The sequence below is a fragment of the Paenibacillus sp. JL3B1040 genome (assembly GCF_057063165.1).
Map to the genome: position 1 here is coordinate 4935033 of NZ_CM169317.1, position 13483 is coordinate 4948515.

Consider the following 13483-nt stretch of genomic DNA (forward strand, 5'->3'; position numbering starts at 1 on the left):
CCCAAAACTCATCCTTTAATCGATCCGACGTAGACACCTTTGACGAAATACTTCTGCAAGAACGGATAAACCACCAAAATCGGCACGGTGGAAACGACGATTGCGCAATACTTCACCAGCTCCCGGAAAGCGGTGGAGCTCTGGGCACTGTCGATCACGACGCCGCCCGCGCTGCCGATCGTCGTTGCCGTGGAATCGTTGGCGACCAAAATTTCTTTCATTAACAGCTGCAGCGGGAACAGCCCCCGATCCTTCAGCAGCACCATCGCGTTAAACCAGGAGTTCCAATTCCCCACTAAATAGTACAGGAAAATCACCGCCAAAGTAGCCTTGGACAGCGGCAGAATCACCCGGATCAAAATGGCGGCCTGACTTGCGCCATCAATGGTGGCCGCTTCCTCCAGTTCGGCCGGCAGCGCCTGAAAGCTCGTTCTTAAAATGATGATATTCCACGTGCTTAAAGCCGTCGGCAGTATCATCGCCCATAGATTGTTATACAAATGGAGGTCCTTCATCAGCAAAAACCACGGAATCAACCCGCCGCCGAAGAACATCGTAATCGTAATCAGAATCATGATGAAATTTTTGAAATACAAATCTTTTCTCGATAAGACGAAGGCCCCCATAATGGTCATGACCATATTGAGCAGCGTACCTAGTCCCACATAGATGATCGTATTTCTGTAACCGACCAGCAGGCTGTTGTCTTTAAAAACCAGCTTATATCCATCCAACGTGAATCCGAGCGGCTTCAGCAAGATTCCGCTATGCGCCATAAGGGCCGTCGGGTCGCTGACGGAAGCAAGCAAAATATGCAGCAGCGGATAAAAACAGATCAAGGTTATGGCCGTCAGCAAAGTGTAGTTCATTGCGTCAAAAATGCGATCCCCGGTCGTCTTCGGCTTCCAGTGCCGACGATGTTTTCTTAGCTTTCGACTGGACATGGTCGCCCCCCTTTCTACCATAAGCTCACTTCCGATGTGCGTCTGGCGATCCGATTGGTCGCCCAAAGCAGCGCAAAGTTGATCACGGCGCTAAACAAGCCGACCGCGGTAGAAAAGCTGAGACTGGCCTCCCTTAACCCCCTGCGGTAAACGTAAGAGGCGATAACGTCGGCCGTATCGTAAGTGAGAGGGTTGTATAGCAAAATGATTTTCTCGTATCCGGATGCCATCAGTCCGCCTATCGCGAAAATGAACAAGATGACGATGATCGGGGTAATTTGCGGCAGCGTAATGTACCACATCTTTTTAATTCTGCCGATGCCGTCAATCTCTGCCGCCTCATACAGGGCCGGATCGATCGAACTCATCGCGGCCAAATAAATAATGCTGTCCCAGCCGATGTTCTGCCAGATGCCGGAGAACGTGTAAATCGGCCTAAAAAAGGAGGAGTACCCGAGAAGCGAAGTGTATTCCTTGCCCGTAATCCACTGCACGACTTGCGTCACGACGCCTTCATCCGCCGTGAAGATATGAATGATCCCGCAGACGACCACCAAGGAAATAAAGTGGGGCATATACGTGATCGTTTGTACGGATTTTTTGAATTTCCCGTCGCGGATTTCGTTGAGCATTAACGCCAAAATAATCGGGGCCGTGAACCCGAAAACGATACCCCATACATTGAGGAGAAGCGTATTTTTGATAACTCTCCAAAAGTACGGTCCCTGAAAGAAATCAATGAAGTGCTTGAATCCGACCCAGTCGCTTTCGGCGAATCCAAGCAGCGGCTTGTAATCTTTGAAGGCAATGAGAACGCCCCACATCGGGCCGTAACAAAAGACGAGAAACCAAGCGACCACCGGAATGGCCAGCAAGTAGACGAACCAATTCTTCTTCAGATCCTTTTGAATCGTCTTTTTCGTGTTTTTAGGCTTCGGAACCCCGGCGGAAGGATCGATTTGACTTGATTTACGGACGATCTCCATGAACGAATCACCTACTCTTCTTATTCCGAATTCTCTGAAACAATAACGAGGGGCCCAAGGCTTATTAACACCCGGTCACCCTCGTTATCTATCGCGCATTTCCTCAGGCTGTCCGTCCTGCGATTATCTGTTGTTATAACGGTCCAACGCCGCCTGATGAATGCTCAGGAATTCGTCCAGCCCCATCTTTTTGGCTTCATCCAGGAACTTGTCATAAGCATCTACCGGCAGCTCGCCTTTGATGATTTTGGCGAAATATTCGCCTCGGAGCGTGGACAACTGGTTGCCCAACTCCGCTTCCCGCGAGGCTTCTTCTTTCGTAAACGAAATCGGAGGCATGGCCGGGCTCGCATCCATGTTCTCGGTCCAAACCTTTCTGATATCGCCGGAATAGCTGCCTTTGGCCACGATCAGCGCATTGGAATTGTGTTCGTCGCGAATGTTCGGCCAGCTGTGCCTGCGGTATTTATCCAGCGCAACGGCCACCGGTTGGCCGTCGGGATCGTTGTACATGTAGCTATTTTCCGGATAATAAGGCTTGCCGTTCTCATCGATCAGATGTACCGTACCGTATTCGCCGTAGTTATAGATTTCCCAGCCCTTTTTCGTGTAGGCGAAATCCAGCCAGGCCATCGCCGCTTCAACGTTATCGGCCTGGGTCGTGACCGCGGCTTCGGTCCCTGTACGCTTGAAGTTTCTATACGTCGTCGCGGCCTTGTCCCCTTTGTTCAGCACCGGATTCAGCGCTCCGACAAAGTCGATATTGTTCTGCTCTTTCCAGTAGCTCCACATCGTATCGGGAGAATCCATCATGACTGCGGTCTTGCTGGAAATCGCGCTGGACATTCTTTGGTTGAAGTCGGCGGTCGCCCAGTCTTTGTTCAGCAGCCCTTCTTTGTTCCATTGCTGCATCATGGCCAAATATTCTTTCGCTTTAGGTTGAGCCGGGCCCCAGGCCACCTTGCCGTTATTATCCAAGAACGTCCAGTCCCAAACACCGTAGGCGCCGTTCAAAATGCCGGTGAAAATCTGGCCATAGTTCGACCCGTAGTTCAGCGGTTCGCTGTAACCGACTTCCTTGGCTTTGGTCAGGAACGCATGCCACTCGTCAATCGTTTCCGGCACCGGAAGCCCCGTTTTGTCCAGCGCCTCCTGCTTGACCAGCATGCCGAACCACATCCATTCCGAATAAGGGGCAATGCCGTAGAAACCAAGCAGCTTGCCGCTATCGGTCACCGTCGTTTTTCTTCTCGTCTCGTCGGAATTCCGCCAGGCGGTGTAGTTCGGAGCGTTCTTCTCCATCAAATCGGTCAGATCCAAATACGCGCCGTCGTTGACGCCCGCCTCTAAACCTCCCGGATATCGGCCGGGTTCGATGATGATGTCGGGCAAGTCACCGGAAGAAATCATCAAGGTGAACGCATCCGCTTCCTGCCCTACCGGCGGGGTGATGAAGTTGACCTTGATCCCCGTCAATTTCTCCACTTGCTTCTGAATGGCGTGGTTGTTCATATCCGGAATATTGCGGTTGGCGGGCATCCAAACATCCAGCGTCACATCCCCTTTGAAAGGATAAGCGGAGTAGTCGTTCGGAATTTTCTCGTCAAAAATATCGCCCAAATAAGTATCGTTCAGCGTGGTATTGATCTCATTGATTTGCTCCGGAGTGGGCGCCGTATTCCCGCGGATGTCCGCGCTGATATCCGTAAACGTCGTGTTGTTGTTGCTCTGCGGCTCTTCGGGCGCATTCTCGGCGGTATCGTTCCGGGAAGCATTGTTCGAACCGCCCCCGCTGCACGCCGCAATCATCGAGACCGCAAGAATCATCACGAAGAGAAAACCAAAGATACGTTTCGATTTGTTGTTCATAGGATCCTCCCATAAATTAATCTCAAACTCAACGAACCCCCGATATCATCGCTCCTTCTCATCGCCCCTTTCGCATCGGTTCAGCCCCCTCCAACATCGCGTAAACACCCAAAAACCAACATTATTGTTTTATTACAATAATTTTGTATCTTTGCGTTGATTATAATCCCGAGTCAACCTGATGTCAACGCTTTCATTTAACTGATTTTTAATTTTCTTTAATGAATTCATATGGTATGGCAGATCAAACGGTTAGTTTCAAAAAAGCTGTAACTAATTTCACTTATTCGTTTCCTCTGCGGGCCGCGGAATTGGCGTGCCAATGCCGGTCGGTATCCCGAAATCCGGCATCCCGTTCGCTTTCCAGGCAAATTTTTGGATTCTTGTGCTGCGGGGTGAACCGGCCGAGCGTTGCCGATGCGCTTCGGAATAATCGTAAGCGTGGTAGACGATCCAGTCTTCGGTGCCGTCCGGGGACACGGTAAAGCTGTTATGTCCGGGGGCGTACACGCCGGATGGCGGATGCTTGGCGAAGACCGGTCCGTCGTGTTTGATCCAGGACTCTGCGTCAAGCAGGTCCGCGGCTTCCGGGATCATCGTCATGCCGAGACAGTAATCGTCCGACCACGTGGCGCTCGCCGAAAAAACGAGAAAAATCCACCCGTTGCGCCGCAAGAAGACGGGCCCTTCGTTAATCGCCATCCCGCCCTGCTTCTCCCACGATTCCGTCGGGGCCGTAATCAGCACATTCGGACCCGTCAAGGTCCACGGATCGGTCATGCGGGCCGCGTAAATCGCCGAGCCGTAATCGGGAAAATGGCCGTACCCGGAGTAGAAGAAATACAACTCCCCCCGATGCCGGATCACGGTTCCGTCCAGCCCCGGAAATTCCGTATTCACGGCGCCTCTAAACCTCCACTCGCCAATCATCGGATCATCGCCCGCGAGCTCGAGTACGCACACGCGCCTTGTCTCGTCCCCGCCGCCGTCGTTCGCCGTATAGTAGATGTACCAGCGCCCATCGATGCAATGCAGCTCCGGCGCCCATAAATTGCGGGGAAAAGGCCCGTTTGGCTCAGGAACCCATACCGTCTTCGGTTCAACCTGACCGAGGCCGCTCAGCGTTTGACTATGCCAAAGGGCGATGCGATCCCCCAGGGTAACTGTCATGTAATAACTTCCGTTGGGATGCCGAATCACCCAAGGATCGGCACCGTTTGACAAAATCGGATTCGCAAATGTTTTTGACTCCATACTCATCCTCCTAAACATAAAATAGGTCTAAAATCACAATAAAACTTTGTTTTATTACAAACATTTTATTTGGTTTTCATCACCATAATCCCTTATGGGGCGATTGTCAACGTTTTCATAGAGAGCGGCACAAAAAAGCTTATGCCAACGCTCCCTTGGCGTGACATAAGCTTTTTGTGACGGTACTTCAGTCCTCTCAGCTATTAAAATTCACGATATCCTTCGTTCATTTTCCGAATAACCTCTAACGGGATCTTGGGCTCCCTATTCCAGGTCAACAAGCCGCAAATTTCGGTTTCGGTATCCGTTAATTGCGTGTAACAATACCCTTGAATCAGTTGGGAAGACACGTAGGGATGAATCACATCAACCAATTGGGCAATAAACTGCTCATCGTTCTCCGCTTTCGGCTCCACTACAGGCGAGCTTGGCTCGACATGGTAGTTGACTCCCCCGAATTCGGTACACAGCACCGGCTCGCCTTGATAGGAAAATCCCGGGTTATAGATGAACTTACGCCCCTCGAGCCCCGGCATATCGGCAAGGATATGGTCAATGCTCGAGTATCGCCGCTCCAATATCTCAGGGTCTCTACAATAATCATGCACCGTACATAAGTCCGATTTGCAATGCTCCCACCCGTCATTGGAAATCACCAATCTCGTAGAATCAACCGATTTCGTGATATGGTACAGAGATTGCGCATGGTGCTGCTGTTTCTCGTTGTAATAGATATCCGCAACTCCCCAGCTTTCATTCAGGGGAACCCAAACGACGATGGAGGGATGATTGTAATCGCGCTCGAGGACTTCTTTCCATTCCTCGATCATTCGATAGGCATACAGCTCATTGTATACATAGGCGGCCGCCATTTCTCCCCAAACCAACACGCCTAGCTTGTCACACCAATACAGATATCGTGGATCCGCCACCATCATATGCTTACGCATTCCGTTGAATCCCATTTCCTTACACAATTCGACATCACGGCGCAGCGCTTCTTCCGTCGGGGCCGTCAACAGGCTTTGGGGAAAATAGCCTTGATCAAGCACGAGCTTCATCTTATAAGGCCGGTTGTTCAGGCATAGCTTCCCGCCATCGACCGAGATTTTGCGCATTCCGAAATAGCTGTCAACTAGATCCACCGTCTGCCCGTCCACTTTAAGCTCAAAACGAACGTCGTACAGGTTGGGTTTCTCCGGCGACCACCACCGACCCAGGCCGTGATCGTTAAAATCCCGCAGATTGACGCGCCAGCTTTCGGTTCCGGCAAGGAGGCGTCTGCGTTCTTCAGCGATCACTTCTCCGGCAAATTCGATACGCGTTTCCAATTCGATCCGATACCGTTCATCCCAGCCGTCAATAAAGGCTTGAATTTCGATTTCATTCGTATCCAGATGCGGCGTGAATCGAACCTTTTCCAAATAAACGTCATCCACAAACTCAAGCCAGACGGACTGCCAAATCCCGGTCATGTTCGTAAACCACATCACCTCTCCCTTGGCCTTCCAGTACTGCTTGCCCCGGGGAATCGTCAAATCCCGCAAATCATCCCGAGCCATCACGGTGATCCGGTTGTCCTTCCCGGCAATCAGGTCGCTGATGTCGAATGAAAAGGAAGAGAAACCGCCTCGATGGTTGCCTGCCGGCATGCCGTTCACCCAGACCCGGCACTCGTAATCCACTGCACCGAAATGCACAATCACCCGTTTCCCCGCGTATTCATCAGGGATCGTAAAGGTTTTCTCGTACCAGACGCGCTCGTGCACCCCTTTGTCCTCGATGCCGCTAAGCTCGCTTTGATAACAAAAGGGCACGTTGATTTCCATTGAAAATTCCGCTGCCCCTTGATACCACTTCTCCTTAACCCCGAGATTTCGATCATCAAACGCAAACGACCACGATCCGTTCAGGCTGCGCCACGATGATCTGACAAATTGCGGACGCGGATATTCCGATCTAGGTTCTGTCATGTAGTTATAACTCCTCCTCTGGTCCAAACTTCCCTTCGTTAAATCGCCGGATCGTATCCAAAGGAAGTTTCGGTACGCGATCAAAGGTTAGCAACCCGTTGATTTCTTGCTCCACGTCGGTTAGCTGCGTATAGCAGTAGCCTTGGATTAACGGCGAATCGTGCATGGCCTGAATGACGGCCTTCACCCGCTGTTCAAAATCCTTAAGATCGCTGGCTCCCGAGTACCCCCAACCGCTCTGAACTCCAGTCTGAAACGAAATTCCGCCAAATTCCGTCATCAATACAGGTTGACCCTCATAGCGGTAGCCCTTCACATACATATCCCGATTTTGCGGAGCGTCGAGCGCCGTTTCAATCCGGCTGTATTTTTGGGTTAAATCCTCGTAATCCCACCGATAGTCATGAATCGTGCACAAGTCCGATTGCGCATGCTCCCAACCGTCGTTGGAAATAACCAGCCGCGTCGGATCCAGCGATCTGGTGAAGTGGTACATCGCGATGGCATGCTGACGTTGCTGCTCGTCCACCTTTACGTTCGGGATCCCCCAGCTTTCATTCAGCGGCACCCAAGTGATGATCGAAGGACTGTTGAAATCGCGATGAATGGCTTCGGCCCATTCGGCCGTAAACCTTTTCGCATAATTCTCGCTGAAAGCATAGGCGTTGGCAGCCTCGCCCCAAACGACGAGCCCCAATTTGTCGCACCAATACAGAAAGCGTGGATCTTCGATCTTCTGATGTTTCCGGACGCCGTTGAACCCCATGCGCTTAGTCAGCTCCACATCGCGTCGCAGGTCCTCGTCGGACGGGGCCGTTAAGATCCCGCCCGGAAAGTAACCTTGATCCAGAACGGCCTTCATATAAAACGGACGGTTATTCAGACACAGCTTGCCGCTGTCCACGGATACCTTGCGCATCCCGAAGTAGCTGCGGACTGAATCGAGCCATTCGCCGTTAACGAACACCCGGTATTCCACCTCATACAGATTCGGATGTTCCGGGCTCCACCATCGTCCCATGCCATGGTCGTTGAAATCATGCAGTTCGATCCGTCGCTTCTGCTCCGGGGCTGTCATCTTGCATTCGTCGGCAACCAGCGTTTCTCCCTCAAAGGAAATGACGGTCTGCAGCGTGATTTCCGCCTTTTCCGTCCAGCCCTCCAGAGCGTAATGGATCCCGATTTCATTCCGGTCGATATCCGGATAATAATACACCTGGCGCAAATGTATCGGCGCTACCGCCTCTATCCATACAGGCTGCCAAATTCCTGTCGTCGAAGTATAAAAGATCAGTTCGGATTGTTCCTTCCAGTATTGCTTGCCGCGCGGCAAGGTGACGTCCTTGCTGAAATCTTGAGCACGCAACGTGATTGTGTTTGAACCGGACTCCTTCAGCGCATGGGTGATGTCCGCCTTAAACGGGGTATGTCCCCCTTCATGGGTTACCACCATCTGGCCATTCACCCAAACCGTAGAAGCATAATCCACCGCTCCAAAGTGTAAAATGATCCGCTTTCCCTTCATTTCCTCGGGAATATCGATCGTTCTCTTATACCATACGGTATCGTGGAATTCTGTAACGCCGATTCCGCTTAACTCGCTTTGATAACAGAAAGGCACACGGATCGTTTGTTCCAACTCCTTATCCCTATACCACCCTTCAGTTATCCCGACCTGTTGATCGTCAAACTGAAATTGCCATTCCCCGTTTAAGCTTAGCCACAAATCCCGCTCAAACTGGGGGCGCGGGTATTCCCCGCGCGGATTTATGCCGTTCATGCTGTTTGCATCTCCCCTCATGATTGCCCCAAGCCAACATAATTAATTTCTTTTTCAAATTCCTTCTCCATTTGATCCAGCGCTTCTTGCGGGGTTAGGAAATCCCTTAGAACCGCCTGAATCGCATTCTCCATAATATCGTTCAACTTCGATGAGACAAACGGTACGTCCGGATCGACCAGAATTTTAGCCGCCGATAAGGATTCCAGCAGGGCCGAATACATCGGATTGGAAGCCATCACTTCCGGACGTTCATAATTGGATGTCCGGGTCGGATCCATGGTGTATCCGATTTTCAACAATTCCCCGTCTTTCGAGGTAACGTATTCCAGGAATTTATAGGTCGCTTCGGGATACTTGGTCGTATTCGTCATCGCGATCGCCCAACCGCCCATCGTCGGCGACCCTCCTGGCGTAACACCAAAACCAACCTTCCCTTTGACCTTCGAGTGTTCGCCTTCGATTGTGCTGAACAGCCCAGGCCATTGTTCCATCATGGCCACCTCGCCGCTGGCGAACAACGCGTTAGCTTCATCCCATCCTAATTGAAGCCATTCCGACGGAGCATATTTGCGTAACTCAAGCATCGTTTCCATGGCTTTCAGGCCCGCTTCGTTATTGAATGCCGGTTTGAAATTTTCATCAACGTCTTTCCCGCCGAATGCCGCCAACCGGTTTTGCCAGATCAAACGGCTGTTGGTCTTGGATGCCATAGAACTATACCCGTATTGGGTCGGAGAATCGGGATTATATTTCTGCGTGAAGAACTCGGCCGTCGTCAGGAAATCCTCAACTGTAGTTGGCACCGCCAGCTCTTTCCCTGTTTTCTCCTTATACTGCTTCTGGATCTCCGGGTCTTCGAACAGGTCTTTACGATAGAAGAAAAGCTGCGAATCCGGCTTGTACGGGAAAGCAACCAACTTCCCTTTATATTTGCCATAGCTCTCCAACAAGCTTGGAATAAAGTCCTCCAAATCTAAATTAGGGCTTCCGATGGAATCAACATAAGGCTGCAAATCCTGGATCAGTCCACCTTCCGCATAACCGTGCACGTTAGCCACCGGCATCAAAACGGCATCAAAGTGATTTCCTGTATTCAGGTCGAGCTGGATTTTCTCCACGTCGGTTCCTGCCGGAAAACTTTGGACTTCCACCTTCGCGCCCGAAGCTTGTTCAAAATATTGGGCGGCATTTTTCAAAGCGTCCGCAAAATCACCCGCTCTTGTGGCAACTATAATCTTTTGTCCTTCGTATTGCCCTCCCAGTGTTCCTCCACCGTTCAGATCTTCCAACTTGATCCCAAGCACGTCAGGGGCCTGCACCGTGATTTCTTTGATATCTCCTTCGCCTTTCGGCGCTGCGGCCTCATCCTTTTTCGCACCGCATGCCCCAAGCACCAGTGTGGATGCCAATAAGCACGCCATCGTCAGTTTCCACTTTCTTCTCATCTTCAGTTCCCCCTAGAAAGTATATTCTTTTTTTAACCTTTGACTGCTCCGGCGGTAATCCCGGCTTGGACGTATTTTTGCGTCGTTAACGCAAGAATGAGGGCCGGTATGAAAGCGATGGTGCCCGCAGCAGCCAAGGTGCCGAACGGCGTGTCCTTCTGCAGTTGAATCATGCCGCTGATCCCAAGCGGAAGCGTCTTGTTTTGATCCGTGAATACGAGAACCAGCGACAAGCTGAACTCATTATAGGCCGCCAGGAATACCAAAATGGAAGCTACGACGATCCCTGGCACGATCAAAGGCAAGGCGATCCTCCAATAGGTGCCGAATTCGCTGCAGCCGTCAATGCGGGACGCTTCAAACATCTCGGTCGGCAACTCATCAAAGAAGCCCATAAACAGCCAGATGGCCAATGGCAGCGAGGCGGTAATGTAAACGATAATGAGCCCAAACAGCGTGTCGAGAATTCCTAGTTTTTGAAAAATAATATAGTATGGGATGATAAACACGAGCCCGGGAACCATCCGCATGACGATAATGGCATATTGCCAAAAGGCTTTGCCTTTGAACCTGAACCGCGAAAATCCGTAGCCGGCAAATGTGGCAACGAAACAAGTGCATACCGTTGTCGTTACGGCGACGATTAAGCTGTTCAGAAAATACGTTCCGATTTGATGCTCCGTAAAGACCTCGACATAGTTCCCTAATCCCCATTGGGAGGGAAATAATTCAGGAGGTACTTTCATGATTTGGCCCACCGACTTGAACGACGTCGTCACAGCCCAATAGATGGGAAACAAAAACAGGACGACGAATAGCAGCAACAGCAGGTAGAGCGCGCTTTTTTCGGCATAATGCTTTTTCATAGTTCTCCCCCCCTTTCTATTGTCGTTCGTTACGAAGCACTTTCAGAAATAACAGCGTGACGACGACGATGATCGCAAAGAAGATCAACGCTCCGGCAGACCCTGCCCCAACGTTCATATAACGAAACGCTGTCTTGTAAATCATCGTTCCCATCGTCTCTGTCGAGTCCCCTGGCCCACCGTCCGTCAAGATCATGATCGAATCGAATATCTTCAAAGCGTCCATCACCCGCAACGAAACGACCAGCGCTATAAAATTCCGAATCAGAGGCAGTGTAATCTTAAAGAACGTCTTGAAGCGGGTAGCCCCGTCGATATATGCACTTTCATAGATATCCTTTGGCACCGTTTGCAAAGCTGCGATCAAGATGAGCATACAAAATGGGGTGGAGCCCCAAACATCGATGATAATAATGGCGATCTTTGCCGGCAGCGTTTCTCCCGTCCAGGAGACCGCTTCCAGCCCGAGTGACTGGATTAAATAATTGATCGGGCCGTAAATGGCACCAAACAAGATCTTCCACATCGTTGTCGACACGACGGGAGCCAGCATCATCGGTAAAATAAATAGGCTTTTGAAAATCCTTGTCTGCCTGCTGACTTTCTCATTATTCAAAATCAGCGCCAGCACCATGCCTAACGTTACGTTTATAGCCACCGTGAAGAAGGTAAACACCAGCGTCCACCCGATCGACTTCATAAACGGACCATTGCTGAACATATATCGGTAGTTTTCCAATCCCCCAAACTTGATCATGCTGTTTGGTAATGAAAGGTTATAGTTCAGCATGCTGATGTATACGGAGTAAAGCAAAGGCACTATAGCCAATAAAGTGATTAGTAATACGGCGGGGCTAATGAAAATATAGGGCAGCATTCTCTCTGAAAGTTTTTTCATGCGCCCTGTATCCGCTTTCATATAAATCCCCTCACCCCTTTCTGTTGCGCTTTCCATTGCTGAATTCCTTCCCCGCAGGTTAGGTTTGTACTGCTTAACGTACTGTGCCACCTCCTAGTGAAAAACATGCAAGGTTCGAGGCAGGACCATTCAAACCCTTTGTAGAATTCATATTAGTATATATAAATAAATTATCATATACTAAATATAGTATAAAGTTTACGGTACCAAAAAAACCTCCTACTTATCACGACTTCTATCCAGAAAGTTAATATAAATGTGTGACTTCCAATTTTTGTGGACACTTCTTTGCATTAACTATATAATTAACTTAGTATACTAATTTTAGTTGGATGTGAGCGAGAATTGACCAAGGAGCAGCCATTGTATAAACAAATCCAGGAGAAGATCAAGGAACAAATTCGGCTGAGCGTATTGCGCCCCGGGGATCGAGTCGGATCGGAGAAAGAACTTTCCAAACTTTATCGTGTCAGTCAGATTACGACCAAAAACGCGCTGATTGGCCTTGCTGAAGAGGGCTGGGTTGAACGGATTCAAGGCAAGGGGACCTTCGTTTCCCTTCAATGGGACCATGCTCGCCTTCCCCCGGCCCATCCGATGATTATCGGGGTGATCTTCCCCAGCATGAAAACTCGAATTGATCAACAACTGCTGAACTATATTGAAAAATATGCCTACGAGGAAGGATTTCAAATTTTGCTGCGGATTACGCGGGAGTCTGTCGAGCGGGAAACCGAGGCCATCCGCCAATTGCTGGATTTTGGCGTAAAGGGCCTGATCATTTTCCCAACCGAAGCGGAGAACTATAACGAGACCATCATTCAACTGGCGTTCGATAAATTTCCGGTTGTCCTGGTGGATAGATTTTTCAAAAATATCCGTATGGCCAGTGTGACTTCAGATAACATGCAGGGAACTTTTGACGCGATCGACTATTTATTGTCCGAAGGACACCGGCATATTGCCTACATTTCGCCGGAAATCACGAACTCGGTCACGGAAGATCGGGCCGCTGGCTATGAAAAGGCTTTTCTTAAGCACCACTTCCCGATCGACAAAACCTTGTGGTGCACGCTTGATTTGCAGGTCCTTCAACAAAATCAGGCTAAACGGAAAATTGCTGATTTTTTAAGAGACAAGGAGCACATAACCGCCATTTTCACCGTAAATGTCCAACTAGCCAATAATGTTTACGAATACTTAAGCAGTCGGCATTTACTGGATCAAATCGAACTTGTGACCTTCGACAACCCGGAATTGCCCGGTGTGTCCTATGTGGCCCAGAACACGGAGGAGATCAGCCGCAAAACCGTTGAATTGTTGAAAAACCAACTGGACGGCCAGGATTCTCCACAACATCATCTTGAACCCGTAAAGCTCTATTTGAAGGACAGGAAGAAGATGTCGGCCGGCCTTATGCAAGAGCAGCAATAAATAAAACCCT

The 13483-nt window shown here is 50.0% G+C and carries 10 protein-coding genes; 1 reads left to right on the forward strand and 9 read right to left on the reverse strand.

Going from position 1 to position 13483, the window contains the following annotated elements:
- Positions 1-8: 8 nt before the first annotated feature.
- The 9 genes from ACZF99_RS22710 to ACZF99_RS22750 all read right to left on the reverse strand — a co-directional run bounded on the left by ACZF99_RS22710 (position 9) and on the right by ACZF99_RS22750 (position 11841).
- Positions 9-944 carry a carbohydrate ABC transporter permease gene (locus ACZF99_RS22710; protein ID WP_483607213.1) on the reverse strand — a complete coding sequence of 312 codons (936 nt, stop codon included), beginning with the start codon at positions 942-944 and terminating at the stop codon, positions 9-11.
- Positions 945-958: 14 nt separating this feature from the next.
- Entirely contained in the window at positions 959-1930 is a 972-nt protein-coding gene (locus ACZF99_RS22715; RefSeq protein ID WP_068783572.1) for an ABC transporter permease, read from the reverse strand.
- A gap of 123 nt (positions 1931-2053) precedes the next feature.
- Positions 2054-3799 carry an extracellular solute-binding protein gene (locus ACZF99_RS22720; RefSeq protein ID WP_483607214.1) on the reverse strand — a complete coding sequence of 582 codons (1746 nt, stop codon included), beginning with the start codon at positions 3797-3799 and terminating at the stop codon, positions 2054-2056.
- Positions 3800-4078: 279 nt separating this feature from the next.
- Positions 4079-5053 carry a glycoside hydrolase family 43 protein gene (locus ACZF99_RS22725; RefSeq protein WP_483607215.1) on the reverse strand — a complete coding sequence of 325 codons (975 nt, stop codon included), beginning with the start codon at positions 5051-5053 and terminating at the stop codon, positions 4079-4081.
- Between the two features lie 203 nt (positions 5054-5256).
- On the reverse strand, positions 5257-7026 hold the full coding sequence (locus tag ACZF99_RS22730; RefSeq protein WP_483607216.1) for a glycoside hydrolase family 2 protein: 1770 nt from the start codon (positions 7024-7026) through the stop codon (positions 5257-5259).
- Between the two features lie 4 nt (positions 7027-7030).
- Positions 7031-8806: a glycoside hydrolase family 2 protein gene (locus ACZF99_RS22735; protein ID WP_483607217.1), complete on the reverse strand. Its 1776-nt coding sequence runs from the start codon at positions 8804-8806 to the stop codon at positions 7031-7033.
- Positions 8807-8823: 17 nt separating this feature from the next.
- Positions 8824-10254 (reverse strand): ABC transporter substrate-binding protein, encoded by a 1431-nt coding sequence (locus tag ACZF99_RS22740; protein ID WP_483607218.1) that lies wholly within the window; start codon positions 10252-10254, stop codon positions 8824-8826.
- 32 nt (positions 10255-10286) lie between these two features.
- Positions 10287-11120, reverse strand: coding sequence for a carbohydrate ABC transporter permease (locus ACZF99_RS22745; protein WP_483607219.1), 834 nt, complete (start codon positions 11118-11120; stop codon positions 10287-10289).
- Between the two features lie 16 nt (positions 11121-11136).
- Positions 11137-11841 carry a carbohydrate ABC transporter permease gene (locus ACZF99_RS22750; protein WP_483607220.1) on the reverse strand — a complete coding sequence of 235 codons (705 nt, stop codon included), beginning with the start codon at positions 11839-11841 and terminating at the stop codon, positions 11137-11139.
- Between the two features lie 561 nt (positions 11842-12402).
- Here ACZF99_RS22750 and ACZF99_RS22755 point away from each other — a divergent pair.
- On the forward strand, positions 12403-13473 hold the full coding sequence (locus ACZF99_RS22755; protein ID WP_483607221.1) for a GntR family transcriptional regulator: 1071 nt from the start codon (positions 12403-12405) through the stop codon (positions 13471-13473).
- The last annotated feature ends 10 nt before the right edge of the window (positions 13474-13483 follow it).